Annotated in this window: 28 protein-coding genes; 1 reads left to right on the top strand and 27 read right to left on the bottom strand. The window is 57.4% G+C overall.

What is annotated here, in order from left to right:
• Nucleotides 1–17: 17 nt before the first annotated feature.
• From JRJ26_01900 to JRJ26_01770, 27 genes are all read right to left on the bottom strand, one after another.
• On the bottom strand, nt 18–1,532 hold the full coding sequence (locus tag JRJ26_01900) for a methyltransferase domain-containing protein (protein ID MBW2056228.1): 1,515 nt from the start codon (nt 1,530–1,532) through the stop codon (nt 18–20).
• A gap of 11 nt (nt 1,533–1,543) precedes the next feature.
• Nucleotides 1,544–2,752, bottom strand: coding sequence for a glycosyltransferase family 2 protein (locus JRJ26_01895; protein ID MBW2056227.1), 1,209 nt, complete (start codon nt 2,750–2,752; stop codon nt 1,544–1,546).
• A gap of 16 nt (nt 2,753–2,768) precedes the next feature.
• On the bottom strand, nt 2,769–5,786 hold the full coding sequence (locus tag JRJ26_01890) for a glycosyltransferase (protein ID MBW2056226.1): 3,018 nt from the start codon (nt 5,784–5,786) through the stop codon (nt 2,769–2,771).
• A 276-nt stretch (nt 5,787–6,062) separates the two neighbouring features.
• A complete protein-coding gene (fliS, locus tag JRJ26_01885) occupies nt 6,063–6,497 on the bottom strand; it encodes a flagellar export chaperone FliS (protein ID MBW2056225.1) in 435 nt (144 codons plus the stop codon).
• A gap of 29 nt (nt 6,498–6,526) precedes the next feature.
• Complete coding sequence (fliD, locus tag JRJ26_01880; protein MBW2056224.1) at nt 6,527–8,437, bottom strand: flagellar filament capping protein FliD; 1,911 nt, start codon at nt 8,435–8,437, stop codon at nt 6,527–6,529.
• Between the two features lie 22 nt (nt 8,438–8,459).
• Nucleotides 8,460–8,837 carry a flagellar protein FlaG gene (locus JRJ26_01875; GenBank protein ID MBW2056223.1) on the bottom strand — a complete coding sequence of 126 codons (378 nt, stop codon included), beginning with the start codon at nt 8,835–8,837 and terminating at the stop codon, nt 8,460–8,462.
• Between the two features lie 60 nt (nt 8,838–8,897).
• Complete coding sequence (locus JRJ26_01870) at nt 8,898–9,740, bottom strand: flagellin FliC (protein MBW2056222.1); 843 nt, start codon at nt 9,738–9,740, stop codon at nt 8,898–8,900.
• 291 nt (nt 9,741–10,031) lie between these two features.
• Nucleotides 10,032–10,466, bottom strand: a complete 435-nt coding sequence (locus JRJ26_01865) for a flagellar assembly protein FliW (protein MBW2056221.1) — start codon at nt 10,464–10,466, stop codon at nt 10,032–10,034.
• A 206-nt stretch (nt 10,467–10,672) separates the two neighbouring features.
• Complete coding sequence (csrA, locus tag JRJ26_01860; GenBank protein MBW2056220.1) at nt 10,673–10,909, bottom strand: carbon storage regulator CsrA; 237 nt, start codon at nt 10,907–10,909, stop codon at nt 10,673–10,675.
• A 52-nt stretch (nt 10,910–10,961) separates the two neighbouring features.
• Nucleotides 10,962–11,846 (bottom strand): flagellar hook-associated protein FlgL, encoded by an 885-nt coding sequence (gene flgL, locus JRJ26_01855; GenBank protein MBW2056219.1) that lies wholly within the window; start codon nt 11,844–11,846, stop codon nt 10,962–10,964.
• A 44-nt stretch (nt 11,847–11,890) separates the two neighbouring features.
• Nucleotides 11,891–13,591: a flagellar hook-associated protein FlgK gene (gene flgK, locus JRJ26_01850; protein ID MBW2056218.1), complete on the bottom strand. Its 1,701-nt coding sequence runs from the start codon at nt 13,589–13,591 to the stop codon at nt 11,891–11,893.
• Nucleotides 13,592–13,603: 12 nt separating this feature from the next.
• A complete protein-coding gene (locus JRJ26_01845; protein MBW2056217.1) occupies nt 13,604–14,104 on the bottom strand; it encodes a flagellar protein FlgN in 501 nt (166 codons plus the stop codon).
• 45 nt (nt 14,105–14,149) lie between these two features.
• Nucleotides 14,150–14,467 carry a flagellar biosynthesis anti-sigma factor FlgM gene (gene flgM / locus JRJ26_01840; protein ID MBW2056216.1) on the bottom strand — a complete coding sequence of 106 codons (318 nt, stop codon included), beginning with the start codon at nt 14,465–14,467 and terminating at the stop codon, nt 14,150–14,152.
• Nucleotides 14,468–14,535: 68 nt separating this feature from the next.
• Nucleotides 14,536–15,033 carry a hypothetical protein gene (locus JRJ26_01835; GenBank protein MBW2056215.1) on the bottom strand — a complete coding sequence of 166 codons (498 nt, stop codon included), beginning with the start codon at nt 15,031–15,033 and terminating at the stop codon, nt 14,536–14,538.
• A gap of 47 nt (nt 15,034–15,080) precedes the next feature.
• Entirely contained in the window at nt 15,081–16,187 is a 1,107-nt protein-coding gene (locus tag JRJ26_01830; GenBank protein MBW2056214.1) for a flagellar basal body P-ring protein FlgI, read from the bottom strand.
• A gap of 82 nt (nt 16,188–16,269) precedes the next feature.
• Complete coding sequence (locus tag JRJ26_01825) at nt 16,270–16,974, bottom strand: flagellar basal body L-ring protein FlgH (protein ID MBW2056213.1); 705 nt, start codon at nt 16,972–16,974, stop codon at nt 16,270–16,272.
• 64 nt (nt 16,975–17,038) lie between these two features.
• On the bottom strand, nt 17,039–17,794 hold the full coding sequence (gene flgA / locus JRJ26_01820) for a flagellar basal body P-ring formation protein FlgA (GenBank protein ID MBW2056212.1): 756 nt from the start codon (nt 17,792–17,794) through the stop codon (nt 17,039–17,041).
• A 15-nt stretch (nt 17,795–17,809) separates the two neighbouring features.
• The gene (gene flgG / locus JRJ26_01815; GenBank protein MBW2056211.1) at nt 17,810–18,598 is read right to left on the bottom strand and encodes a flagellar basal-body rod protein FlgG; all 789 of its coding nucleotides are present in this window, start codon (nt 18,596–18,598) and stop codon (nt 17,810–17,812) included.
• Nucleotides 18,599–18,675: 77 nt separating this feature from the next.
• Nucleotides 18,676–19,419: a flagellar basal-body rod protein FlgF gene (gene flgF, locus JRJ26_01810; protein MBW2056210.1), complete on the bottom strand. Its 744-nt coding sequence runs from the start codon at nt 19,417–19,419 to the stop codon at nt 18,676–18,678.
• Between the two features lie 182 nt (nt 19,420–19,601).
• The gene (locus JRJ26_01805; protein MBW2056209.1) at nt 19,602–19,904 is read right to left on the bottom strand and encodes an EscU/YscU/HrcU family type III secretion system export apparatus switch protein; all 303 of its coding nucleotides are present in this window, start codon (nt 19,902–19,904) and stop codon (nt 19,602–19,604) included.
• Nucleotides 19,905–19,906: 2 nt separating this feature from the next.
• Complete coding sequence (locus tag JRJ26_01800; protein MBW2056208.1) at nt 19,907–20,842, bottom strand: flagellar hook-length control protein FliK; 936 nt, start codon at nt 20,840–20,842, stop codon at nt 19,907–19,909.
• 201 nt (nt 20,843–21,043) lie between these two features.
• Entirely contained in the window at nt 21,044–21,496 is a 453-nt protein-coding gene (locus JRJ26_01795) for a DUF2802 domain-containing protein (protein ID MBW2056207.1), read from the bottom strand.
• Nucleotides 21,497–21,562: 66 nt separating this feature from the next.
• Nucleotides 21,563–21,883 carry a hypothetical protein gene (locus tag JRJ26_01790; protein MBW2056206.1) on the bottom strand — a complete coding sequence of 107 codons (321 nt, stop codon included), beginning with the start codon at nt 21,881–21,883 and terminating at the stop codon, nt 21,563–21,565.
• A 27-nt stretch (nt 21,884–21,910) separates the two neighbouring features.
• Entirely contained in the window at nt 21,911–22,405 is a 495-nt protein-coding gene (locus JRJ26_01785; protein MBW2056205.1) for a PAS domain S-box protein, read from the bottom strand.
• Nucleotides 22,395–22,787 carry a response regulator gene (locus JRJ26_01780; GenBank protein MBW2056204.1) on the bottom strand — a complete coding sequence of 131 codons (393 nt, stop codon included), beginning with the start codon at nt 22,785–22,787 and terminating at the stop codon, nt 22,395–22,397. The genes JRJ26_01785 and JRJ26_01780 overlap by 11 nt, the downstream gene beginning before the upstream one ends.
• Nucleotides 22,766–24,208 carry a GAF domain-containing sensor histidine kinase gene (locus JRJ26_01775; protein MBW2056203.1) on the bottom strand — a complete coding sequence of 481 codons (1,443 nt, stop codon included), beginning with the start codon at nt 24,206–24,208 and terminating at the stop codon, nt 22,766–22,768. Before JRJ26_01775 ends, JRJ26_01780 begins: the two co-directional genes overlap by 22 nt.
• Before the next feature lie 24 nt (nt 24,209–24,232).
• Nucleotides 24,233–25,096 (bottom strand): HDOD domain-containing protein, encoded by an 864-nt coding sequence (locus tag JRJ26_01770; protein MBW2056202.1) that lies wholly within the window; start codon nt 25,094–25,096, stop codon nt 24,233–24,235.
• A gap of 635 nt (nt 25,097–25,731) precedes the next feature.
• Here JRJ26_01770 and JRJ26_01765 point away from each other — a divergent pair.
• Nucleotides 25,732–26,382 (top strand): hypothetical protein (locus JRJ26_01765; GenBank protein ID MBW2056201.1); only part of this gene is annotated, 651 nt, incomplete at its 3' end.

The raw sequence follows: 26,382 nt of genomic DNA, 5'->3' as shown, positions 1-26,382 counted from the left end.
GCGACCGGGCTTCCACCTCACTGGTTCCCCGGTTGGGAAGCTACCGTAGTCTTTTCGGCAAGCATGCCAAGATACCGCTTGGCCGCCCTGTTCTCGGGGAATACATTCAGAATCCCTTTGAGGCGATCCACCGCCTCCCGGATCCTGCCGCTCTTGAGAAGCAGGTCCACCAGGATATACTCACTCTCCACGTTTGGGGGAAGTTGACGGATCGAATTCTCCATGTACGCCACGGCCTGATCCCTCTTTCCTTCCGAGAAGAGGGCGTCCGCCTTCTCCCTTGTACGATGGTGAAGATAATCCTCGGTTTGCACGAGAAAGCACCCGTAGTCACCGGTACCGGAAAACGAGAAGAGCTCCTCATCACAGACAAAAGGCTTGAACTCCTCGTATTGCCAAAAGGAGCAGCACTCCTCGGAGGGGTAGCCGTACACGGCGGGTTGTTTCCAGTTCCTTCCCAGTGGCATGGCCAGAATCATGTAACCGCACCGAGAAGCACATGCGTCCAGCAGATCCATTGCCCTTTCTTTCTCGAGATGCTCGACCACGTCGCCGAGGATGACAACATCGTATCTTTCCAGCTTCTGGATGACATCCAAGGCGTCACCGATGAAGATACTGTCGTAAACGGCCTTCTGATGTTCCTGGATATAGTCAGAGAATATCTCGATTCCGTCTATCCTCACTCTCCAGTCTTTTCTCCTGTTTCTCTGGCCCAGCATCACATCGAGGTAGTCCCTCGCAACAAAGCCGATCTTCCCGTTTCCAACGCCCACGTCGAGAATCGACGAAGGCCTTGTCTTTTTCAGGAAACGGATAATTGTGGGTATATGGCTGTACGTACTTGTCGCCACGGCAGATCCTTCACAAGCCGAATCCGAGTCTTCCTGCTGCAAGGATCCGCGCCGCTCCGGAAGGCAAGACCGAAGTTCTCCGAACAGCCCACTCGGTAACGTTTTACCCAGCGCCCCCTTCTCCTCGACCCTCCTTGCGACCACGAGGAATGACCAGTCGGGAATTACGACCTCGACCTTCTCCACCCGAAACCCACCGATCAATACAAGTAGGTTCGTTATGCTTTCGGGCGTGAAAACATGCTTATGGGTGGGATCGAGAGCTATGGTATCGAGTCTGGTCTCATCGGGAAGGACCATGCCCAGCACTCCTCCGATCTTAAGCACCCGCTTCCATTCCCAAAGAGTCTTGACGACGTCCACATAGTGCTCGAGATTATGCCTGTTCACCACGTAGTCGAGTTCCCCGTCTTTGAACATGTAGAGATCGTCCCCTGATGCCTTTATGTCTGCAACAGAGGGCATTCCCTCCATGCAACCGTACTGCCCTATCTCACCTTTTCCCAGCAAATCGATACCGATCGCGTCGGGGTGTGTCTTCCTGAAGCCGCACCCCACGTCCACACCCTTTCCCACACAAAAAGGCTGAAGGGCAACGGCTTCCGGGTGGGTGTCGAAGACCCTGACGTCGCCTTCCCCTGCCTTCCAGCTTGCGGTTTCAGCCATCGTCTTTTCCATATGCTCTGCCCTCAACCCTGATCCGTCATACTCCGGCCTGCTTGCTCGGCCGGTCTATTCATGCTTTCCCATATCTCGTCGGGAAAACTGTTCAGGAAGCCCAGGAACATGGTCAGCCACTCCGAGACCCTCTCCAGATCGGCCCTTGGAAACCGGGCCCTGAGAAAACCGGAGAGGCCGACATTCCCATTTCCCCCTGCGGACTCGGACAACGCCCCCTCTCTTGCGGAGTCCACGGAAATGTCCCAGATCTCTCTCAGAATATCCGCTGCCAGCGGGCCGGAGACAGCCTCCTTTTGCTCCAGAATGTATCGGAGCCCGAGTTTCAGGGCTCCAAAGGTGTCCCCTTCAAGACCTCTGATGTGGTCTGGGTGGAGTCTGCAATAAAGCCGGATGTCCATGAGGGAATGACGCAATGCCCCGATAATATCCAGAGGCATGATGGTGCGCCTTCCAGCGCCGAAATCGTCCATCAGCATCTGGTAAAACTCGCCAAGGTTTATTTCGACCTTTCTTCTCAAACCAAAGGGGTTGACAAAAAGCCCGCAGTTCACATAGGCGTCTTTCTTGAACCGCCACATCCCGTCAAAGAGCCTTCGTATGTCTCCCTGAAAGTAGTGATAGCACGTGGCTTCGGGTTCATAGACGAGCCTGTATCCGATCATGACCGCCCGCATTGAGGCGTCGAGGTCGGAGTGGTCGTAACGCTTATCGTCGTTGAACCCGCCGATCTCCAGGAGGGTCTTTCTCCTGTAGACCACGGCCGTGGTCGGAAGGGCCGGGGGTACCAGTTTTGTCTCTCCCTTGTCTGGATTCCGGTGGGCGAGGATCCACCTCCCCACCAGAGAATCGACGTTCCTTTCGACGATTCTCCCTCCAACACCCCCCACAAACCCTTCGGAGAAGTTGGTCATGATTTTCTCCAACCAGTCCGGTTCGAGCACGACATCCGCATCGACAGAGGCGAGGAATTCCCCTCTGGCATGGTGGAGGGCGGTATTGCGCGCCCGGGTGATCCCCATGGGCTCTTGATGCCTGACGACTCTGACCCCGTAAGACTCGAGAATCTCCCCCGTACGATCTTCGGACCCGTCGTCCACCGCGATGACCTCGAGAAGCGGGTGGGTTTGGGAGAAGACACTCCTCAGAGTCTTTTCCAGATGCTTCTCTGCGTTTCGGCAGGGTATGTAAAGGCTGACCTTGCCAGTATGGGTTGACACCGCTCTCCCCTGAGGATCAAGGCATAGGCCGGTCTTGCTTTTTCCAGGACCCGGGACCCCCCGGATCGGGCAGAGGGGGCCGCCCCTCACTTCCCTTTTCCTCCTTGCCCGCGAGGAGGGCTGTCATCTCATTTGCTCCTTTGTGGTTCGGCTCGAACATGAGGATCGTCTCCGCCGCTCTCCTGGCTTCCTCGTACCGCCCCCACTCGTAGTAGAGCGAGCCCAAGCCGTAAAGAACCTCGCAATTCAAGGGATGGACCCTCAGGTACTCCTTGAGATACCTCTCCGCCACATTGAACATCCCCTCCTCGCGGCAGCATCCGAGAAGACGGTTCAGGCAGACCAGGTTTTCGGGGTTTATGTCGAGAGCCCTTTGGAGTATTTCGATGGCCTCGTCCCTTTTGCCCCGCTCCCACACGGCGAGTCCCAGGCCGCACCGGGCACGATCGTTCTTCGAGTTGATACCGACGGCCTTTCGAAAGGCCCCTTCTGCTTTTTCGTGATTCCCTCTCATACTTTCGACCTCTCCCAAGCCGGTCCAGGCCTCATCGGAAGAGGGGTCCACACCGGCGGCCTCGACAAAGCTCGCCTCTGCTCTTTCGTAATCACCCAATTGTCCCAGGCACTCCCCCATGGCGCTGAGCACCGCCGTCCGACGACGGGGATCCCGGCCGTCCTGATCCCTGGCTCTGTCGAGATAGGCCAGTGCCTCTGACTGCTTTCCAGAATTCATCTTGCACCTCGCCAGGAGAAAGAGCGACTCCCAATCCTCCTCCACATCAACCGCCCTCTGGAGGTATGACTCTGCGGCCTGCCACTTCTGAAACCGGATGGAGATCCTGCCGAGCCCCATGAGCGCCCTTCTGTCTGATGGGTCTCTCTTCAACCGCTCCCAATATCGCTCTCTCGCTTCGGTCAGGCAGCCCTTCTCTTCGAGTTTCTCACCTGGAATCGAACTCGCGGGGCTCGGCCCCTGCTGAGGCCTCCGCCTGAATCCTCTCATTGCCCTCCAGGAAGCCCTCCGACTGCCCTGTTGGCTCACGTCCCCGAGCCTGTTGATGATCTCCCGAACCCTGTGGTCGTAGGTATGCCTCATCAGGACCTCTCTTCTTCCCCTGGCCGCTATGGCCTCCCGCTCTTCCTCATGGTCGAGATAGTATCCGGCGATATCTTCCAGACTCTCGTCCTCGTAGATCACCAGGTGGACCCTGTCCTGGAAGAGGTCCTCGAGCCCGCTCCCCCTGGCCCTGTCGGTAAGGAGAAGGCTTCCACTGGCAAGGACCTCGAAAATACGCATGTTGAGATCATCTTTGATGGCGTTGTTGAAGACGATTCTCGAAGCACTGAAAACACGGGCCATGTCCTTGAGAAAACATCTCTCAACATGAAGATCAAAACGCTTTGAAAGCCGATCGAGAAGAACGATTCTCCTCTGGTTTCCAGCGGTGATGCTCCCTACGAACCCAATATCATAGCGCTTCTTTACCCTCTTCCTGCCGTGGATATCACGATCACAGGCCAGAGGAAGCCAGTAGACCCTTTCTATCCCTGCCTCCTGGAAAATCGGGATATAGGCCCGCTGGGCCAGAAAGACCACATCGAAGTTTCTGGCCCACCTGAGATGGAGATCCCTGTGCAGATGGGTGTCGATGAGGTAACAGGCCCTGGGGCAGTCGAGTGAATCGAGCCCCTCCAGGGGAAACCAGATCCCCGTCTCGACCCAGAGCAAGAAGTCGGGGCGCCAAACCTTGCCCACGGATCCCATGACAACCCTCAGATCCACTGAAGCCGAGGAAAAATCATGAGTCCTGGGCTTCTCCTTCATGTTTTCAAGGTTCCAGGCGCGGATCATTTCCCGGCTGATAGCAGGACCACAGGTGATAACGTTGTGATGCCTTCTGAAGCTTCTCTCCAGGTAGCATCCCGTCGTAGTCGGGTTGGAGGTATAGCAGAGAAGGACGTTTTTCATCCCAACAGTGTTTTCCCTCGTGGACCGAGAGCGACCGCCTCGACACCACTCGGGATTTCTCCGCCAGCGGGGGATCGCGGGATTCGTCGATCTCTCCATGACCTTTTCGAAAAGACGGTTCCAGCCTCGGACGAACCGGGCCATGGGAAACCGCTTCTCCACAGTCTTCCGGGCTTGCCTCCCGAGTTCGGAGGCCTTTTCCCTGTCCGAGAGAAGTTCTTCGATCCTATGCCTCAGATAAGCCGTGTCCTGAGAAATGTAACCATTTATGCCGTCCACGATCGGGGATGTCGGGTTCGCAATGGAGACAACAGGCATCCCCGTGGCCATGGCCTCCAGCATGGCCAGGTTGTACCCGTCTTCCCACGGATGGAGGGTGGAGTTGAGAAAAAGGCGGTGGCTCTGATAGTGGTTCTTCAGATCCTGCCAGCTTTCCGACACTCTCGACTCGGCAACCGTAGGATTGATTCCTACAAGGGTGGAGGGGATACCCCTCAGGATCTCCTCCTGCCATGAGAACCCGAGCATGATGTCCCGTTCTTTCATGAGGTTGCCCACCCTGAGAACCCGCTCCACCTCCCCCTTATACCCGCCGTAGTGATTCAGGTCGATCCCTGGGAGGATCACGGGTCCTTCCAGTGCGCAGTTCTCCCGCTTAGACTCGGAGATAAAGACAAGGGTCAGACGGTTTCTTGCCGCAAGGTCACGGATCCCGGTACGGTACTGTTCGGCTGTGGCCCTGTGGCCTCCCAGGGCGATTTCGGTGGAGATCTTGTTGTGAAACACGAGGATCTTGGGGATATCGACCCCTTCGACTGCCAGAAGGTCCCTCATGTTATGGCATACCACGAGGTCGAAATCCCCTGCCCGGAGCCTTGCGAGGGCCTCCGCCTCCTGCAGGAGGGTGATGTTTTCAGGGAGAGGTCGCATGTTGTATTGCCACCCGAAGTGTCCCCCCTTGGCGACCTCCACCGCGTGGAAAAGATGCCCTGTTCGGGCGAGCATCGTCAGATAAGCCTCATGCCAGTTGAAGGTGAGGATATTGAGACACGACCCGGTAGCCACCCCGTCCTCCAGTTTGCTTTTCCGGTCAGGGAAATATCCACCGCCTTGGAAGCAAAGGCCGTACCAACCCATGCCTGAGACGGAGACCGGGCCGGTGAGGCAAGGTACCCATGGATGTCTTTTGTTGTTATTCGGGAGCAAAGGCGGGGAGGCGTATCCCCGGACCACGGACCCTGCAAGGTATCAACCCCGGGTGCGGGCAACTCCGGCAGGAGAGGAAAGATCTGCCTCGCCCCTTTCAGAAAGGAACAACCTTGGGGTTTCCTGCAACCTTCCCTACAGAGCCGATGCGGTCTCAGGCCTGAAATCTCTTGCTGCCCTGTGGAGCCTCTGGGAGTTGGGCCGTTGGATAATCGCCTTCCACCCGGTCAACAGTTCCCGAATAACCTTGAGTGCGTCGTCCAGGTGTTCTTGGCTGTTCTTGAGGTTGGCCATGGAGAGCTGATTGTTGATGTACAGATAAAGGGTTTCCAGAGAAAGGGCCAACTGGCCTCCCTTTTCTCGGTTCAGGCTGCCGTTCAATTCGGAAATTATACCCTGGGCCCTTGCAATGGCAATCCCCTTGCCCGGGATGTCTCCCCTTTCCATCTTCGTCTTTGCCTGTTCAATGAACCGGATAGCCCCGTCATACATCATGAGAATCAGCCTGCCCTGGTCCGCCGTGACAAAGCGGGTCTTCTGGTACTGGGTAAAGGAATAGTTCAGATCCATGTGACATACTCCCTTCATTGTCCGGTATTCTAACGCAATCTCACCACCTGGTTGGTCAACCAGTCACTCTGGCTCTGCATCCGACCGAGCAGGGCTTCCAGAACAGAAAACTGCCTGGTGTACCTCGCCTCAATCTGGTCCATCCGGACTTCGAGATCGGCGATCCGGTCGTCCAGATAGTCCATGTGGTCCTCGATGCCCTTTTCCTGGTAGTGAATCGTACCCGTGTACGAGTCGGTGAGATAATCCAGTTGCCTGCTCAGCTGGGCGGCCACCCCACGGGTAATGGTCACTGTCCCATAGTCGCCGGGAGTCGACGCCGCTGTCTGGATTCTCAAGCCCTCCATGGGACTGTCTTCTGGCCCGGTAAAAACATCCGAACTGTCCACCGCCTCTGGGGCATCGTACCATGTATCCCCGCCGGACACTCTGAACTGCAAGGTGTTGCCGGAAATACGGATATCGTAAGTGCCGGCCTCGGTGTCATCGGTGTGGGAGAGGTAGGAGACGGAACCGTGGCTCGTGCTGCCGTGACCAACGAAAATCCGGCTGACCCCCACAAAATCGTCAGAAAGGGCGTCAGAGAGATCAGATTCGTCGATCGCGAGTTGCCCGTCGCTTCCGGTCTTGATTCCGATCTGGGAGAGAACCACATAGTCGCCGGTGAGCCCATCGATGGATGTGCTGATAATGCTCCTGAGCTGCTGTTGGATATTGCGCAGAGTTGCGTCCCCGTTGAGGGGACCCGAAGTATCGTTGTCGCTATCGTACTGAAACTGCTCATCGATAAGGGAAAGGGCGCTGTTGTAAGCCTCCACAAAATCGCTGATATTGGACATGACCGTCGACGTGTCGTTCGAGACAGTGACGGAAACCGGACTGCTGGAATCTGCGGAGAGAAGGTTGAGGGTCATTCCCTCGATCACATCGGTGATTGTATTGGAGCTCTTGGTCATGCTGATGTTGTCCACCTCGAGGCTCGCGTCCTGTGCAGCCTGAAGGGTGGGGTTGAATACGTCAATGGTAAAGCGGTCTCCCACGGCGAAATCCTGGGTTCCGGCTCCGAAGGCCACATCCACCCCCTGATCTGTGCTGTGGAGCTCGTCGAAAATCGACGTGGCGGTCGCACTGGTCGTGTACGCATCGGCAGCACCCCAGGTTACTCCACCGTCCTCGGAAACTTTGAATTTGGCTGCCCCTAGAGCCCCTCCAGTGGTGATCTCGATCAGATAGGTCTTGTTTTCCGTACCGGTGTACGTGCCGGAAGAGGTTACGGTACCGTCAAAGGTGTTGTCGCTGTCGGCCGCGGCCGTCTCGATACTCTTTGTGCTGAAGTTGAGAGAAGTGTCGTTATTTGAGATCGTGATGGCATTTTCCTCTCCGGATTCGTCGGCCGTCAGTACCAGACGGTAAGGATTGGTTGCCGAACCGTCATTGAGGATCGTAGCGGTGAGGCCGCCGTCGGCTCCGTTGATGGCATCCCTGAGATCGAGCAGGGTGGTGGTGGAATCCACCGATATCTCCACGCTGTCACCGGACCCCACCGAGAATGTGAAGGTCCCGGAGCTGCTGGCCACAGCCGTACTGTCCTCGTCCTCCCAACCTTGAGAGCCGATCTTGTGGGACTGGGCAAGCCGGTTGACCGTTACCGAGTAACTGCCTGCCACAGCGGAGCTGGTGGCGGAGACCGTAAGGATGTCCTCGTCGCTGGACGAGGCGGTCTTTGCTAGAAAATCGGAGGCGGTTTTCAGGGAGTCGGCTTCGCTCTTGAGAGACAAAAGACGCGTATTGATCGTCTGCCACGCGGAGAGCTTCTCCTGGTAGTCGGACTTCCTGCTCTCAAGAAGTGTGATGGGGCGGCGTTCGATTTCCATCAACTGGCTTATTATGTCCGTCCAGTTGATCCCCGAAGCCAAGCCGCTCACAGTAGATGTTGCCATGATCGATCATTCTCCCTTTTGACTACAGCTTGGAACTGAAGATGGTCTCACAGATCTCGTCCATCTGTTTTGCCAGTTTCACGAGTTCGGCCGGCGGAATCTGACGGATGACATGCCCTGTCTCACGGTCGACGATTTTCACGATCACTTCCCTGCTGTCAGACGGTACCTCGAAGTGGATTCTCCTGTCAAAGACGCGGCTCGTGCGGTTCAGATGGTCGGCGATCCTCCTTGCCTGCTCCCTCTCGGCCTGTCTCCTCTCATTCAACGCCTCTGCGTCCCGGGTCGCCCTTTCAGGCCCGGCCACCTGGGGGGTCTTTCCCCGTTCCTGAGAGGGGTAGCCCTCCACGGACTGAACTGAGGAAGCTTCTATGGATCCAATACCATCAAAGGGCTTCATGGTTCACCTCTCGGCGGTAATGCCTGGAGGAGAACTCCCCTCCAGGCATCTCGATACCGATTAACCAAGAAGCGTCAGAACCGACTGGTTGGCCAGGTTCGCCTGGGCCAACATGGCTGTTCCAGCCTGGGTCATGATCTGATTCTTGGTGAAATTGGCCATCTCGAGCGCCATGTCCACATCACGGATCTGAGACTCGGCCGCCGTCAGGTTCTCTGCCGAGATATTGAGGTTGGCTATGGTGCTCTCGAGCCTGTTCTGAACCGCACCGATATCGCCTCGCTGGCTGGCCACATTGGCAATAGCCGTGTCGACGGCCGCCAGAGCGGTCAGAGCATTGGCGGTGGCGCTTATGGAGATGCCGCTGAGGCCGATGGATGCCGCGTGCATGCCGCTGATGCCGATGCTCAACCTGTCTGTGCTCGAGTTGTTGCCGATACCGATCTGGAAGGTCGCCGCGGTGGCGGACCCGGAAGAGAGAGCACCGTTGATCAGCTTGGTGCCGTTGAACTCCGTAGCGTCGGCGATCCGGTTGATCTCGCTCACCAGGGCCTGGAATTCCTGATCCAGGGTTCCCTTCTGGCTCGTCCCCACGGTACCCGTTGCCGCCTGCTCGGCAAGCTCCCTCATTCGGGTCAGCATGCCACTGATCTCGTTCAGAGCCCCTTCAGCGGTCTGGAGCATGCTCACACCGTCGTTGGCATTCCGAACCGCTTGATTGAAACCGCGGATGTCGGCCCGCATCTTCTCGGAAATCGCGAGGCCTGCGGCGTCATCGGCTGCCCGGACGATCCTGAGACCAGACGAGAGCTTCTCGATCGACTTGGACAGCTTGCCCTGGGTGATGCTCAGGTGCCGGTAGGAATTGAGAGCCATTACGTTGTGGTTGATACGAAGTGCCATGATTCAAACCTCCTTGTCCTGTTGCGGCCGGCCTTGGGCCGTCCGTGTCTTAATAGTCAGGGTATCCTTACCCTGCTGGGTCCTCACATTTGTTGCCTTGTGAGAACCTGACATCGCGCTTTCATCCCCCCTTTCTCTCCGGTCTTTTTCCGGGTCCTTGAGAGACCCTCTCGTATTCAGTTGAGTTATCGGTCGATTGGAGGGAGGACTTTAGCCTTTTCACTCGCCTTCACGCGGATGCCCGGCGGCTTACCGGAGGGGGTTCACCAGGCAAGAACGATCCTGCGCCTTTCATCTCTTGTTCTTGAAGATGGGATACCGGAGATCGTACTTGGAGGGATCGAGGACCAGTTGCTTTCCGAGACGGGTTGCACAGTTGATGGCCAGGGGACCCAGGAGATTGGCCGTACTGGCTTCGGGAGCGTCGGGAGTGAAGGAGATCAGGGTCCAGATGGTGATATGGGCGGGATCGGAATCCCCCACAAGGGCGAGATCCCTCTTGTCAACCCGCACCTCGTAATCCCTCTTGAAAAGCAGAGGATTGACGACTACGAAGCTGAGCGACGGATCATCGAGGCACTGGAGCCACTTCAGGGGGCTTCCCCCTCGGTGCTCGACAAAGACGTAGCGCTTCTTTTCTGGAAAACCGAGCAGACCCTCTGGGAAAGTGATTACCTCGTCTTCCCTGTAGCAAACCTCGCCGAGCTTCTTGGAAATGAGCTTCATGGTCCGCGCCTTGCTCTCCTGAGAGCGGCTGCTTGCCCTGAGGCGAGGAGTCCTCGCCGACGGGGTTCCCCCGTCGGCGGGCAACCGCCAAGCCTCTCCGGCACGATGCATGCTCCTCCGGGATTCTCGGCTCAATGAAGAGTTGCCACCTCTCATACCTTCTGCCTCAACCCGCCTGGCCCGGGAAAACCCGCTGCCGCCGGTCTTCACTCGGACTTCTCCTGCCAGAAGCGGGCCAGGGTTTCCAGGGCCTTCACACCGCTGCTGGCTGCCACCTCGTTTTCGTGCTGGATCTTCTGGAATATCTCTTCCCGGTGAACCTTGGTATCCGGTGGGGCCTCGATACCCAGACGAACCTGTTTCCCCTTGATCTCGACGACCGTTACCCGGATCCGATCGCCAATAGTGATCCTCTCACCTGACTTCCTTGTCAAGATCAGCACTCCACCCTCCATGGTGTATGGCGAAGGGATTGGACCCGCCTCGCGAGCAGTTCTATTTCAAGAAGTCCAACAGGTTTGTCTCCATCAACCTAACGGAAGAAGCCAGGGAGGCCTGATAGGCCGTCTCCTGGAGTGAGAGTTCGGCCACGGCATCTGCCAGGTCCGTATCCTCCAACTCCGAGACCATTCCGGTAATGTTGAGTTTGAGATCCAGGAGGCTCTGTTTGGTCGACTCCAGTTGGTTTGCCTTGGCTCCCACTTCGGCCAGTTTTCCAAGAATCTGGTCCATGGCTGTGTCAAGATCGGCTAGGTCTGCCTGGAGGCCCGAGACGTCGTTGCTTCCCAGATGGGTGACCACGTTGTCAAAAACCGAGAATACATTGATGGAACCACTGGTAAAGACCTCCGCCCCGTTCAGGTTGATCGTTACCTTCTGATCCCTGGCGATCTCCACCTGAATCGATCCCGTGTCTCCTTGATAGGTGTAGTCAGAAGTCGAAGAAAATGGCAGTGTATCTGTCTTGAAACCCGAGAAGACGTATCTGTCTCCCAGACGGAGGTCGGCCAGTTGAATGGCATGTTCGAAAATCCTGTCCACCTCCTCGGCCACGGCCTGCCTTGTCTCATCCGTGGCCGTCCCTGTTGTCTGACCGAGAACCAGCTCCTTGGTTCTCGCCAGGAGCTTATTGACATCGTAGAGGCTCGATTCGGTCGCCTTCAGCCAGGAGGTGGCCTGGTCGATATTCTCCGTATACTGATCCAGGGAGGCCAGACTCCTCCGGTGGTCCAGGATCCGGGTCAAGGCCAGCGGATCGTCAGAGAGGTCGTTGACGCGCTTCCCAGAGGAGATCGACTCGTGAACCCTCATGATCCTCTCCGCTCTCTGGGAAAGGCCCTTACCGATCAGATTGTAGGCCATTCTGTTGGTAACCCGCATAGATCACTCCTTGATGGATCTGCCTGGGTTTCTCTCGTCTTCCTTCACACCAGACTCATAACAGTATCCAGCATCTCTCCCACCACACGAATCATCTGAGCCGATGCCTCGTAGGCCTGCTGGAATTCCATCAGATTCGTCATCTCCTCGTCCAGGGAGACGCCTGAAACCTCCTCCCTCCGGTTCTCGATATGTTCGACCATGGATTCTTGATGGTCCGTGGCAGTCTTGGCGTCCGACAGAGAGGCACCCACCGAACCAACAAGGCTGTTGTAATACCCGTCGAAGGTGGCCGTGTTGCCGGCGAGGAGGTTGGCATTCTGAAGATCGGCGATGGCAAGAGCATTCCGGTTGTCTCCGGGCAGGGCCCGGTGGTCCGTGGCTGCGGCGATTTTACTCACATCGTTCTGGATGACGGAGTTTACCGCCATGTCCGAAGCACCGGTCCCGTCAAAGAAACCGTTCAACCCCAGGGCCATGAGGACGTCACTCTGGTCATCTGAGAAATGAAACTCATACCCGCTATCCGCGCTGATCGTCATGTAGCCTCCCGAGACCGTTGCAGAAACCCCGGTCACCGCGTCGACCTTCTGCCCGAGGTCCTGGAGCGTATCCCCTGGGTCCACGGTTATCGACGTCTCTGTCTCCCCTTGTGTAGCCGTATTGTACACCCAGAGAGAAAAACCGTTGCCTTCCACTATTTCGTCCCAGAAAGGGAGGCCCGACGCGGACGAGGCGAGAGAGGCTGCCGGGTCGGCCTCGTACGAGGTCGTAAGAGAAGTGTGGTAGCTGAGCCCCACCCCCGAGCTGTGGAGCCGGTTGACCTCGCCTATCATCGATTGGGCGAGGGTGTTCAACTGGTCGATGTACCCCGCTATCGTATCATCCCGCATCTCAAGCCATGCCCCGAGCTTCCCCTGCTCGATCTTTGAGGTGATGTCGGTCAGGTTATCCTTGCCGTCGTTCCACATTACATCGTAAAAGCCCGAGCTGTTCGTCTCGCCTTGGAGAGAAAAACTGATCTTACCCTGGACGATCGGCTTGCCCCCGGCGACAAAAACGGTCACCATCCCGTCTGAACTCTCGAAGCTGTTGAAATCGATCATCTCGGAGAGGTCTTTCAGGAGTTGGTCTCTCTGGTCCCTGTAGTCGTTGGCGTTTTGCCCGGTCACCTCGACGGAGGCTATTTTCTCGTTCAGGTTGGCAATCTGGGTGGAAATGGTATTGACGGTGTCTAATCCATCTGAAACCAAGTCGTCCATCTGATCCCGGAGGTCGGACAGGTTCGAGTAAGCACGGTTGAACATCTCCGCCATGGAGGTGGCCTTCAGGACAAGATCTGTTCTCTCGGCCTGGCCTGACGGATTATTGGCCAACTCTTGCCAGGCATTCCAGAATTCGGTCATCCGTGCACTCAGGCCTGTCTCGGAGGTCTCATCGAAAATCGCGGCAACCTGGCCTACGGCCCCCTTGCGGGCCTGCCATCTGCCCAGGATCTGGGACTCCTTTGCGAGTTGAGACTGGAGGAACCGGTCGTAGACCCTCCGCACCTCCTCCGCACGGACTCCGGTTCCGATCTGTCCTGGATTGGAAGAGAGGGGCGTGGCCGTCTCGAGGATCACCTCCTGCCGGGAAAAGCCCGGTGTCCCCACATTTGCGATGTTGTGGCTCGCAACCTGGAGGGACTTCTGATGGGTCAGAAGGGCCCATTTGGCCGTGTTCATGATGGCATATATGGTCGACATTTCAAACCCGCCCTAAGCTTTCTCCGAAAGGAATCGGCCGCCGCCTCGGTCACCGTCCAAGACCCCGGAGGCAGCATACTTCGGACTCGACACCGCGAGATACCGGATCAGGGCGAGAGACCCCCTGACAAAGTCCGCAGAATGCTGGAGGAACACCCGGTTCTCTTCGTTCGCCTCCTGGATACTCCTCAGGATCGCCGACAGATTCGACCGGAGGCTCCTCAGCCGCCCTGCCAGAGGCTCTTCGAGCCGCGCTTCCAGGGCCGAAAGGGTCAGCTCATCGGGGGAGAGCCCCATTCTCCCGGCCAGATCCTGGAGTATGGCCTGTCGAGACTGCTCCAGTATCCGTATCTTGAGGACGAGATTCTCCTTCTCCTTGGTGGCCTGTATCAGTTCGGGTATGGAACAGTCAACGACGATCCTTCTCTCCTGCTGGAGAAGAGAGAGGAGGGAGCGATAGATTTCCAGTTCCCTGGCCAGAAGATCCGATAAATCGGTGAGGATGAATTCCAAGGTATTTTTCCCGTTGCCCGCGTTTCAGACACAAAAGAGGAGGGTCTAGGCAAACTCATCAATCCCCTCTTTTATCATCTTCCGGGCGACATCTTCGCCCTTCACAGAGTATGTCCCTGCCTCGATCGCCCTTTTGAGGCCGACCACTTTATCCTCTCGAACATCAGGGACCTTCTCCAGAAGTCCTTTCACCTTTTGTGTTATTTCCTGGGTCTCCCTCTCCCGCGCTGCCCTTGAAATCTCGACCCTATCGAGCCTGGATGACTGTTTGTCAGGCCCTCGCCCTTGTGAGGCTTTCTCCTTCTCTCCCGCCCTTTTGATATAGGGCTCGAGCACATAGGGTTTGTCCCCGGAAATCTTCATAGCCGCGACTCCTTCCACAGACTCTAAACCGTGTCTACCACACCTATCGACAGCCGACAAGCAAAACTTTAGCCATTCCGGCGCTCCGCCGGGCCCTTCCGGTCTTCTCCGGTCGATTCTCCATCGCGGGGACGCGATCCCGCAAAGGTGACACCCCCTCCTCCGCTCACCCGCTGGACATTCCAGACCGTACCCGGTTTGTAGGGAGCAACCCGCTTCCCTGCCCCGGCACCCGGCTCGTCTAAGGAGGCGTTGAGTTGTTCGAAGACGAGATCCGCCAGGCCTATACCCCGGCCGCGGGCCAGGAAGCGTGCAACTTCAAGGTCGCCCATCGATGTATACAACCCGCTGTGCAGGCCCATTCCCTGGGGTTGTGCAAGGCCGGCTCGCATGGTTTTGAGCAGGGTGTAGATAAAGATCGACTCAAAATCCTGGCAGGCCCTCCGCAGACGACCCGGTTTGTCGGTCATCCCCGGGCGGTCACCGCCTCTCACGGGCAAAAAACGTGGAGAAGCGCCGGGCAACTCCTTCTCGACCATACCGCTAAGGGGGAAAACTCGTTCCACTCCAACTCCACCAACAGGTTCATTCCCTTGTTTCTGACAGCTTCGAACTACATGATCTCCAACTCAGCCTGAAGGGCTCCGGCCTGCTTGAGGGCCTGGAAGATGGCGATGAGATCTCTAGGTGAAACACCGATGGCGTTGAGGGCTTTGACCACCTCCTGTATACTGACGCCCTCGGGCATGAGCATCACCTTCTGCTTCTCCTCTTTGACCCTGAGCTCGGTCTTGGGCGTAACGACCGTCTCTCCCCTCCTCGCAAAGGGCATGGGCTGTGAGACCTCGGGCCTTTCCTTGATCACGATGCTGAGATTGCCATGGGAGATAGCCACGGCGGAGATCCGTACCTCCTCTCCGATCACCACCGTACCGGTTCTTTCATCGAGAACCACCTTTGCAATCCTGTCCGGGGTTACGTCCAGTCCCTCAATAGAGGCAACGAGTCCCACAACGTCGTCCGCATATTCGGAAGGCAGCTCCACCCTCACCGTGCCGCCGTCTATGGGCGTGGCGAATTCTCCATCCAAGGCGGAATTGACGACCCGAGCAAGGCGCAAAGCCGTGGTAAAATCCGGGCGCCTGAGATTGATGCTGATCTCCCTCCTGTTTCCGAACCGGAAGGGAATCTCCCTTTCGATCAATGCTCCGTTCACGACACGCCCGACCGTGGGATGGTTCTTCTGTGCCTTTGCCGCTGCACCCGAGACCGTGAATCCTCCGCCGATGGAAACGGGGCCCTGGGCTACAGCGTAGACCAACCCATCCGGTCCCTTCAGGGAGGTCAGCACGAGGGTTCCTCCCTGTAGGCTCTCGGCGTCGCCGATAGACGAAACCAGGGCGTCGATGCGGGTTCCTGCCCTTGCAAAGGGCGGCAGGTCCGCCGTCACCATTACGGCAGCCACGTTGTCCACCTTGACCTTGGAGCGGTCCACCTGAATTCCCATCCGTTTCAGCATGCTGACCAGACTCTGAATGGTAAACTCCGTCCCCTGGTTGTCCCCTGTTCCGTCGAGGCCGATGACGAGGCCGTAGCCCACCAGTTGATTGGACCTGACACCCTGGATATCGGCAAGATCCTTGATCCGCACCGCGGCCGCCGGCGAAAGCAAAAGCCACAGGAGGATTGTAACTGCAAGCAGCGCCTCTATCCGCTTCATCTGGTCTCCCCTCTGAAGGGGTTCTCCGCCACTGTTCGGCTTCTATCTGATTGCCAGGATGCCATACTGAAAGCCACGGCCCTCAGAACGGCCAGGTCCTGTTGAGAAAACGTGTAAACCATCCGGGCCGCTGGTAGTCGTTGACCACGCCCCTGCCCGAGTATGCAATCCGGGCGTCCGAAATGTATGTCGACAGTACCACGTTATCCCGCGAGATGTCATCCGGCCTGATGATCCCACTGATTACGATATATTGGGCCTCATGGTTGACTTCCACCTCCCGCTTCCCCTCTATGACGAAGTTGCCGTTGGGAAGAACCTCTATGATTCGGGCGGTGATGTTTGCCGTCAGGTTTCCACTCCGCACCGTTTTCCCTGTTCCCTTGAAGTTGTTGCTAAGGCTGGCATTGAGCAGCTCCGCGGGATTGAGATTGTCGTACTGAGAAGCGAGTTGTTTCTCGAGACCCAGAAAACTCTCGACTCCCGCCTTGACCGAGGAATCGCGGCTCGTGTCTGTGTTGGCGCTCTCCGATGCGCTTGAAGACTCGACAATGGTGATTGTGACTATGTCCCCGACCCTTCTCGCCTTGATGTCCGAGTAGAGCGAAGCCATGGTCGAATCACTTCTCCATAGTGAACCCTCTAATGGTTGTTCTTGGGCAAGGGGAGCGACAGTGCCCTCAGGCACCACTCCTCCGCCCCTCTTTGCATTCTCGGTGTGGGCTCCGCACCCGAACACGAGCAAGCCGGTCCACAGAATCAACCCGAAAAGCCTTTTCCCTTTCATGATCCTCCTCGATCAAACCGGGCACTACCCGGTCGATTCCTGCGGCCCCTTTCCAACCGGGGAACTAGTACTCCACACGGACCGTCTGGCTGTCCACAACCCGGCCGTATACCCGCTTTCTGGAATCGAGGTTTAGAACCCGTACGGTATCGCCCACCCCTCCTCTCTGGTCCACCCGGCCCAGGGCGATCACCTCCAGCCTTGGCGTCTCGAACAGCAGCTTCACCACGTCCCCCCTCTTGACTACTGGGGGCTTGTCCACCAGGACGCTTCTCAGAACCACGCCTGCGCCAATGGTTCTCTTCATCCTGAGTCCCAGGGCGTCGCCCAGGTCTGTCAGCGCACCGGGCGGGACCTTGGCAAGGTCCCTCTTGTCCAGGCTGACGTCCTCGACCGAAAGGACCTGATTTCTCCCAACCGGCCTCCTCGTGACCACTACCTCCTTGAGCACCTCGATATAGGCTCTGGCCCAGATCCTTCTCTCATCTTGCCGGCCCTCATTGAAGACTATCTGCACCGGCGTCCGGCCCAGATACCGGGTGTTGGGCGGTACATGAAGGGAGAGATCGTACCTCTGGCCGGCCAGAACGACCGGGCCCGGTACGCGGACCTCTCTGATCCGGACCTCTGCCGGTTTCCAGGGATGGTTCGACTCGAGAAACCCCACCACCGCTTCTCTGATCGTCTCCTTCGAAATCTCGACGGCCCCGGCGGATTCGACCCCCGGGCCCATTCCAGGGCCGTACAGAAGAATGAGCGAGCAGAGAACCATCAGGAATGAACGCCCTCTCTTCGGAATGCCGCAGTCACTCTCTTTCATGGTCTGCATCACCTGCTAGCGCTTCAGGTTGTTGGCGATCTGGAGCATCTCGTCTGCAGTCTGAATCGCCTTGCTGTTGATCTCGTATGCCCTCTGCCCCACGATCATCTGGACCATCTCTTCCACCACACTCACGTTGGACAACTCGAGGTAACCCTGGGCGATGGTTCCAAGACCTTCGGTCCCGGGGGTCCCGGTGATGGCCGTCCCGGATGCCTCTGACTCGAGGTAGAGGTTCTTCCCCTGGGGGATAAGACCGGCGGGATTGACAAAGGTCGCCAGTTCTATCGTCCCTATTTGAGTGGGAGAAGACTGACCTGCCTGCAGGACCGAGACCGTTCCGTCCGCTTCCACCGACACCTTGATAGTGTCCTCCGGGATGGTGATCGCGGGGTCGATGAGATATCCGTCACTTGTACATATGCGGCCTTCGTTGTCCTTCTTGAGAGCACCGGCCCGCGTATATGCTGTCTCCCCGTCCGGCATCGTCACCTGAAAGAACCCTGCCCCTTCAATGGCGAGGTCGAGCTCGTTCCCCGTCTGCTGGTAATCGCCCTGGACAAAGACCTTCTGAATGGCCACCGGACGGCAACCGTAACCCAGGTATATACCCGTGGGGATCATCCCTCCTCCACCGGCCTCTGTGCCCGGTAGCTTCAGGGTCTGATACATCAGGTCCTGAAAATCGATCCGACTCCTCTTGAATCCGGCCGTGTTGGCATTGGCCAAGTTGTTGGCGCAGACATCGATGTCCATCTGCTGCGAACGCATCCCGCTGGCGGCAATCCACAGACTCCTCAACATCCCCTACAATCCTCCAAATTCATCGGGCAAGGCACCCGGGTTCAAGACCCGGGCAAGCCTGTAGAAGAGATTGCAAATCATCTCAGCCGCCCGACTTCGTCCACGGCTTTCTTCTCCGTACTATCAAAGGAATGAATCACCTTCTGCTGTGCCTCATAGGTGCGAATCGTTTCGATCATCCGAACCATTTCCATGACCGGGTTCACGTTGGAATTCTCAAGGTGTTTTGATCTCACCTCCACATGTTCAAGCGGCCTGACTTCGGAAGAGCCCCCGGCCCAGGCAAACAGACCTCGTCCCTGTTTGACGAGTCTCCTCGTGTCAGGGAAGGTCACCACTCGGAGGCGTCCCTCCTCGTTTCTGTCGACATATATGATCCCCCCCTGGTCGATTTCGATCTCCCCTTCCGTGAGGGTGATAGGTCCTCCCTGTCCCATAACAGGTTGTCCCTCCTGAGTGACAAGATTCCCGTCACCCGTGAGGGCGAAGTCGCCCCTTCGAGTATAGCGTGGGCCCTGAGGGGTCTGGATTTCGAAGAACCCCTGGCCCACGATTGCCACATCCAAAGGATTCCCCGTCTCTGTCAAGGGACCCTCGGAGAAGTCCGTGACTATTGCCGACAGATTCACGAACGTCGGGGTCCAGACGGGTCTTCCCTCCCCCGCCCAGATTGCGGTCAGGGGCGGGCTCGAAGTCTCGAACACGGCCACATCTCCTTTGAACCCCGCCGTGTTTGCGTTGGCCAGGTTGTTGGCGATCATCTCCAGCCTCTTCTGCTGGCTGAGAAATCCTGAGGTCGAAACATAGATCCCGTGATTCAACAGACTCCCCCCAGACATCAGGATATCACGAGGTGAATCAAGAGACGTGCCAAAGAGAGATCCTCGTGCTTCCGGTTATAACCTATGGAATTTCCAGCTGAATTAGGCCCAGGAGGGATCCATGGCCATGCCGATTCCTCTCCTCGCTTTCCTGCCTCTGCCCCCGGTATGGAAGAAATTGCCTATCTCGGCCCTCCAGCCAAGCCGGCCTTCCACCTATGATGGACCCTGTAGACGAAGGCCAGAATCTCAGCCACAACTGCATAGGCCTCCGGAGGGATCTCCTCGTCCAGGTCGAGGGTTGAGAGGAGCGATAGCAGGGCGGGGTCTTCCCTGATAGGAACACCGGCCTTTCTGGCCGCCCCGATTATCCTTTCAGCCACCACGCCCTTACCCTTGGCCACCACCCTGGGGACCTCTCCCTCCCCTGGTCTGTAGTCAAGAGCCAGGGCCTCGCGGATCGCTCTGTTTCGGACTCTCCTCATGGCTAGACTCGAATGTTCACCCCTTCCAGCCTATCCAGGGGCAGGAGGATCTTCTTTAGAAGTGCCTTCCTGGTAAGGGGCCTTTCGAGAAGAAAGCATTCCATTCCCAGAACGGTCAGGCCGTGGCCTTGGAGTCCTTCCTTGAGATCCCCCGCCATGGACCGGACCAGGGTGACGGTCTCCTCTTGGTCAATGCCGATTCTGATTGTCACTCCCTTGTTGGAGATCTTCCCCTCGATCTGAAAACGGCCGAGCCCCCCCATAGAGAGAAGGACAACCAGAAGAATCCCTTCTCCCTTCCTCCCTTTTCCCCTTGGAAGTCGAACCAGCAGGTCGGCTGCCCCGGGGGTACTGCCGAAGAAAAAGGGGATCTGCAGGAGAAGGCCGAGTCCCTGCTGCCTGGCAAGGAGGTTTGCAGTTTGGAAAAACTCAAGCCTGTCGACCAGTGACTCTGGAAATCCCACGGCTCTGTCATGGAGAGACCCCCCCTCTTTGCCGAGGTCCCGACTCAGGCCGAGGAGCTTAAGGGCCAGTGCTTTGAGATCTGTCTCCGCTTCCTGAAAATCCCCTTTGGCCCCCGCCTCGACCCACTTTCGAAGTTTTCCTTCATAGAACAACCCTCCCCTGGTCAAAGCGGTCCGCACCCAAGCCGGGTCAGGCAGATCGCCCTGATCCAGGGCAAAGGAGGCAAACCATCTCAGCAGGGGTTGAAACCAATCCCCATCGGCCGGGCTCAGGCTCTCCAGCAAGGCCATGGGCGAAGGATCCTCCCCGGAGACGAGCAGCCGCGAGGCAAGCGCTCTGAAGAGAACAACGATTCTGGCATCGGCGGAAGTGTTACGGGAGACTATCTTGAGGATGATGGGTGGGCCCTTGGTCTTGACGACACCCTCCACCTGATCTCCTTCATACAAGGGAAGCTCAGTGGTACCGACCAACTCGGTCCCTCCAATATCCATCAACACCCGGGAACCACCAAGCACTCTGACCACACGGCCGGTCAAAAGATCGCCCACATGGAGAGCTTTCAGCAGACCAGGGCACCCCGAGCCCCTCACGAACAACCGGGAACCTGGTGCTGCTGGGGATTCTCCTGTCTTAAGGGACGGCCCGACCCTGTGGATGGAAGGCATGCTCTGCTATCTCTTCAGGCCCAGGATCAAGTCGATCTCCCCCCTGGGCAGCTTCACCCGCTTCGCTATTTCGTCTGCGTCGAGCCCCAGGTTTCCCAGACGGGAGACTTCACGGTACATACCGGATATGTCAGAATGTTCCAGCTCGAGGGTCAACTTCTCGGCTCGCCGAATCGCCTCGACTATCCGCTTTTCCTGGGAGTCCATCTGTGTGAGGAGCTCTTCGGTCCTCCTGTTTCTTTCATGGAGCGCGTCGATAAGATTCTTTGAGGCCCTGTCCGATTCCCTGAGCAGAACACCTAGGGAGGATACCGTCTCTTGCAGTTTGCCCGTATCCCCGGACCTCCCCTGCCGCTTCCGACCACCAAAAAGGTAGAAGAGTACAACGGCGCAGACCGCCAGATCCGCCATGATCAGGAGAAGGATCAGATGGTTCCCCAATGTGGATTCCAGTATCACCTGCCGGCCTTCCAGACGGGCTTTCCTCCGGGCCCCTTGAAACGCGTCTTGACGCCCGTGGGCCAATCAGACAAAGATGTCGACCTGTCCCCCCGTCTCTTCTCCACTCAATTCCCGGGCAGCCGCACCACCTTCTCTGCCCGACCGATCCTGGCGCGACCTTTTCCTCTCTCCCCGATCGCCCCCTCCTCGCCTCCTATCCCTGATCAGGGCCTGGTCGGCCTTTTCCGTGTCTCTGATGTCCCGTTGCTTCTTTTCCTGCTCTTCCTGCAGTTGGAGGGCGAAGTGCTTTTGTTGGAAGTCAGGGTGCCGCTGCTGAACCTCCTGGACCCTTTCGGCCGTTGTGCTCTGGTTGATGACTATCTGGCTATCAAGGGGGCCGACCATTGGTCATTTTCCCCACTTCCCGCCCGGCTATCGAGCCGGCCTGCCGACGACCTGTCCGGATCTGTAACCGAGAACCTCTTCGGCCCTCCTGTTGAACAGGGTAATGGTCCGCCTGCGACCGGTGGAAACGATCATGCCCGCAGAGTTCTGGATCAGGCTGTCCAGATGGTCCCGGGTCTTCTCGAGCTCGGCATTTGTGGCTTCCAGACTCGGCGTGAGCTTGATGACCTCTTCATTCACGACTCGGAGATACTCGTTCTTTTCGGCGAGATCCCTCTCAACCTCGGAAATCCCTGTTACCCTTGATCCGCAGCAGCAGGGTCCCTCTCTGAGTATCCTACGGGTTCCGTCTGCCTCGAAAGGCCACGCGGGACTCGCCCCGTTCCCCGCTTCCCGAAGCCTCTCAGGCCACTTCGCGGGCCCTTCGAGAACCGAGAGGGTGAGCTGCCTCAGAAGGGGCAACACCATGGATGCCCGCTCGGCCAGGAAACCCCGAATTCCTCTCGACACCCTATCGTGCATCGCCCCTCCTTGCACTCCGCTTGTCCATAAGGCTTTTCACCTTCTTCTCTATCACGTCGATATTGAACGGTTTACAGAGGTAGTCCGATGCACCGGCCTCCCTCACCGAACGGCGTGAATAGTCGGACTCGTACCCTGTGATTAGAATCACGTCGAGATCGGCATGGGCCTCCTTGATTCGTTTCAACATCTCGATCCCATCCATGACCGGCATCTTGATATCGGAAATCACCAGTGCCACTTCCTGGGTCTCCAAAAGGCCGAGGGCCTCCCTGCCGTTGCAGGCCACAATCGAGGGATAGCCCAAGACACCGAAGAACTCGGCAAGCATCTCCCTGACACCGTCGTCGTCATCTACAATCAGGATCTTTTCTCTGCCCATCGTCGCGATCCCCCCCCTGGCGGACGGATCTCGTCGGTCTCGCCGATCACACCCTCTCTACGGATGGGTATACAGACCGTGAAGACCGTCTCACCCGGGCGGCTTTTCACCCTGATTTGAGCCCCGTACCTGCTCATAAGGTATTTGCTGTTGAAAAGCCCTATACCCATGCCCGGCGGCCTGCCGTCTTGCCGCACTGCCGGTTTTGTACTAAAGGAGAAATCGAAGATCTTCTTCTGCTCCTCCTCCGGGATGCCGCACCCGTTGTCCTGGATGGCCACGTAGATATACTCCTCGTCGTGTCTCGTGGAGATCTTCAGCCGCTTGGACTCGGTCTCGTACATGGCATCAACGGCGTTGTTTATGAGATTCACAAAGGTCTGGCTGAAATCCCCATAAAACCCCTCGATCCGTGGAAGATCCTCGTCGAAGTCGCACTCCCTGACCACGTTGTGTTTGAAATCGAGGTTCCCCTCCATGAAGCTGAGTTCCTTTGCCAGGATCTGATTGATGTCGAGTCTTTCGAGCTCCTGTCTCTGCGTCTTGTAGCACTTCTCCATCAGGTTCTCGATGATCTCGGCCATCCTCGAGCCCTGCTGTAGTATCTTTTCCGCGTAGCCTGTAACCCTGTTGTTTCCGTCTCCATAGAGCTTGATGAGATCGGCGGTGGAGAGGATGACCGAAAGGGGAGTTCTCAAGTTATGGCCGATTCCGGCCGTGAACTGGCCGACAACCTTCATCGTCTCCGCCTGAACCAGTTGGTCCTGGAGTTCCATGAGTTTCTGGTTGGTCACCTGGAGGCTTCTGGTCCTCTCAAGGACCTTCTCCTCAAGGCATTCGTTCATCGCAATGAGTTCATGGACCAGCTTCACGTTTTCAAGAGCGATGGCAGCCTGGGAGGACATCAGGTGGGCCGCCGGAATCTGTTCGGAACGGAGAGCATTCGCCTCGCAGTGGCCCAGATTTACCACGCCGATGGTCACGTCTCTGCAGATGAGGGGGAGGGTCATCGCCGAGCCGCCGGCCGGCCGTTCTGATGGGGGAAAACGGGTCTCCTGAGAGGCGTCCTCGATGACAAGGGGCCTTTTTTCCCTGAGAACCCAATCGATCATCTCCCCACTGGGATAGAAAGGATTCGCCTCACCTCGGGGATAAGCAGGGGGGACAACCTCGGCCATGGGAACCTGTCCGGACGGTTCAAAGAGGATCAGTACACCCCCTTCTGCATCCAGCCCTTCCACGACTGCATCGAGAACCGCTGTGCACACTCTGCCCATCTCCATGGGATAGGCAAGGGCATCCCCGATACGGCGGATGGCAGAGAGTTCTCTGACCTTCTGCTCGAACTGCCGGCTCATGGCAGCCAGAGCCTCTGCATAGGCTTTATGACTCTGTGGCTTTTGAGCGATTCTCCTTTTCAACCCTTCACCGCCTCAACTTCGGTTTCATGCCGACAGGGCCGCAAAAAAGGCCTCGATCCCCTCCCTCTCACTCCGGATCCCCGCCGTCAGTTCGGCTAGGTCGTCTCGGCCCAGGCCAGTTGCCGCCAACGCGTCGGTGATTAGCTCCGCGGAGTCGTGCCCGCCCGTCACGCTCAAGCCTGCTTCGTTAGAGCAGAAGTCAGCCAGATGGATGGCAGCGGGGAGTCTCGTCCAACTCCTTCCGCCACCCGGAATCCCATGGTGGAAACGGATCGCTTCGACAAGGGGCGCGGGGAATTTCCACTGTTCTCCAAGCCATGCCCCAACCTCGGCATGATCAAATCCCCAGACCTCCCTCTCCACTTCGGCAAGGCGCCCCCCCTGTCTGATGACCCTTTCCAGGACTCTGCTGTAGGTCTCGTGCATGACGTGATCCATCAGAACCATTCCGATATCATGGATCAATCCGGCCAGAGACGTCCCTTCAGGGTCGAGCCCCTCGAGTCTCTTTCCCAGGAGCCTGGCACAGCTGGAACAGGCGATCGAATGGAGCCAGTATGCGGTCCGATCGAAATAGGAGACTCCACCTTGGCGGAAGAATGTCTCGAAGATGGAACACCCCAGGGCCAACCCCTTCACTGCCTGGAACCCCAGAAGTACGATGGCCCGATGAATCGTGGTAATCTCCCGGGGAAACCCGTAATAGGCCGAGTTGGCGATTCTCAAGACCTTGGCCGAAATCGACTGGTCAAACGAGACGACCCTCTCGAGGTCTCTCGAAGAAGAACCCTCGTCCTCAAGCACCTCCAGGATACGGGCGATAACGGCCGGGAGAGTCGGGAGCTCTTCGATCCGCCGTACTACCCTTTGGGCTCCGGTCCGATCCATTTCCCTCTCCTCACTCCTGCATGGGCACCAGCAAACGGAGCAGGGCGATCGGCCGGAGTAGCCCTCTTTTCCGGGAATATCGATCCGCCGTGCCTCCTGCCGAGCCATTCGGTCAAACCCTTTTCTCTTACCCCAAGGCCACCCTCACAAGCCGCTCACTTGCCTCTCCCGTTCGCCGAATCCGATCGTGCAGACCCGGTCCCATCTATCTTTTCGGCAACAATCCGGTTCCCCATTAAGGAAAAAGACCGGAAACAGACCCGCTGGCCCGTGTCAAAAGCAAATGCGCTGCCACTTCCTTATTTTTAATTTATTGAAATCACAAGTCTTTTTGGATAGAAAGCCTTGAGAGAATGTCAATTTGTTGTCAAGTCTGCAACCTTTTTGACAGAAGGGGCCTACTCGGAGATTCTTTCACTCGTCTTCACGCGGATGCCGCGACTTGCCGCAGGAAGGAAGCGAGAGGCAACCGCACCGAAGCCATGGCAAAGGCGGGTGCTACACTTCGGCGGAGTCCCCCTTGGCTTCGCCACAGATACCACGAGCCTTCTCGACCCGGTCTTGCCGCCCGCGATGGGTAAAACGGCACAGTATTTGCTTTGGCGACCGTGTCGCCGTCCGTCGAGGATCACGAGATGTCGGAGAAGAACGAGGCACCCCCTGTAAATCCAGAGATCCGCCTCAGCGGATCCGACACATCCTTCGAACCCGAGAGTGCGGAAGCGAGCGGGCAGGAGGAGATCTCTTCCCATGATTCGACACCCATCTCAGGCGATCAACCTGAAAAGACCGGGTCTCGTGAACAAGGTCCCTCTCCGAGAAGACGCAAGGAAAAGGTGGAACTCGATTTGGAAGGCCTCGAAAAACAAGAGGAAGAAAGCACTCCCCCATCCGGTGCCGCCGGTTCCCACCAGCTCGCAGGGGAAACCCGGACTCGGCCAACACGTACCACTGTCATCTTGATTACTGCTGTCATGTTGGCAGGAAGTGCTTTCACTCTCGGCTATCAGTACGGAAGGAGCCGAAATGGAAGAATAAGAGAGCCTCGAATCCCGGTCCCATCACCAGCCCCCCAGAGTCGATCCGAACCTCGACCCGTAGTTGACTCCCTTCCCTCTTATTCCCTGGAGCCTTTCTTTATCCCCCTCACGACAGAGGGGACGAAAACAGACCGCTTCCTCAAGCTCAAGGTGTGTCTTTCCTTCAAGGACGATGCTCCTCTGGAGGAGGTGAGCAGAAAGATTCTCACCATTCGGAGCAGGATAACCACGGCCCTGCTTGCAAAA

The sequence above is a fragment of the Deltaproteobacteria bacterium genome, from assembly GCA_019308905.1.
Classification (GTDB): Bacteria; Desulfobacterota; BSN033; order WVXP01; family WVXP01; genus JAFDHF01.
Note: the sequence above shows the minus strand (reverse complement) of the source record. Positions and strands in the feature narration are given on the sequence as shown.

Coding starts and splice junctions, on each gene's coding strand:
- JRJ26_01900 (MBW2056228.1), bottom strand. CDS start 1,532: ATGGAAAAGACGATGGCTGAAACCGCAAGCTGGAAGGCAGGGGAAGGC.
- fliS (MBW2056225.1), bottom strand. CDS start 6,497: ATGGATCTGAACTATTCCTTTACCCAGTACCAGAAGACCCGCTTTGTC.
- fliD (MBW2056224.1), bottom strand. CDS start 8,437: ATGGCAACATCTACTGTGAGCGGCTTGGCTTCGGGGATCAACTGGACG.
- JRJ26_01875 (MBW2056223.1), bottom strand. CDS start 8,837: ATGAAGCCCTTTGATGGTATTGGATCCATAGAAGCTTCCTCAGTTCAG.
- JRJ26_01870 (MBW2056222.1), bottom strand. CDS start 9,740: ATGGCACTTCGTATCAACCACAACGTAATGGCTCTCAATTCCTACCGG.
- JRJ26_01865 (MBW2056221.1), bottom strand. CDS start 10,466: ATGAAGCTCATTTCCAAGAAGCTCGGCGAGGTTTGCTACAGGGAAGAC.
- flgL (MBW2056219.1), bottom strand. CDS start 11,846: ATGCGGGTTACCAACAGAATGGCCTACAATCTGATCGGTAAGGGCCTT.
- flgK (MBW2056218.1), bottom strand. CDS start 13,591: ATGTCGACCATATATGCCATCATGAACACGGCCAAATGGGCCCTTCTG.
- flgM (MBW2056216.1), bottom strand. CDS start 14,467: ATGAAGATTTCCGGGGACAAACCCTATGTGCTCGAGCCCTATATCAAA.
- JRJ26_01830 (MBW2056214.1), bottom strand. CDS start 16,187: ATGAAGCGGATAGAGGCGCTGCTTGCAGTTACAATCCTCCTGTGGCTT.
- JRJ26_01825 (MBW2056213.1), bottom strand. CDS start 16,974: ATGAAAGGGAAAAGGCTTTTCGGGTTGATTCTGTGGACCGGCTTGCTC.
- flgA (MBW2056212.1), bottom strand. CDS start 17,794: ATGAAAGAGAGTGACTGCGGCATTCCGAAGAGAGGGCGTTCATTCCTG.
- flgG (MBW2056211.1), bottom strand. CDS start 18,598: ATGTTGAGGAGTCTGTGGATTGCCGCCAGCGGGATGCGTTCGCAGCAG.
- JRJ26_01805 (MBW2056209.1), bottom strand. CDS start 19,904: ATGAGGAGAGTCCGAAACAGAGCGATCCGCGAGGCCCTGGCTCTTGAC.
- JRJ26_01790 (MBW2056206.1), bottom strand. CDS start 21,883: ATGGTCGGCCCCCTTGATAGCCAGATAGTCATCAACCAGAGCACAACG.
- JRJ26_01785 (MBW2056205.1), bottom strand. CDS start 22,405: ATGCACGATAGGGTGTCGAGAGGAATTCGGGGTTTCCTGGCCGAGCGG.
- JRJ26_01780 (MBW2056204.1), bottom strand. CDS start 22,787: ATGGGCAGAGAAAAGATCCTGATTGTAGATGACGACGACGGTGTCAGG.
- JRJ26_01770 (MBW2056202.1), bottom strand. CDS start 25,096: ATGGATCGGACCGGAGCCCAAAGGGTAGTACGGCGGATCGAAGAGCTC.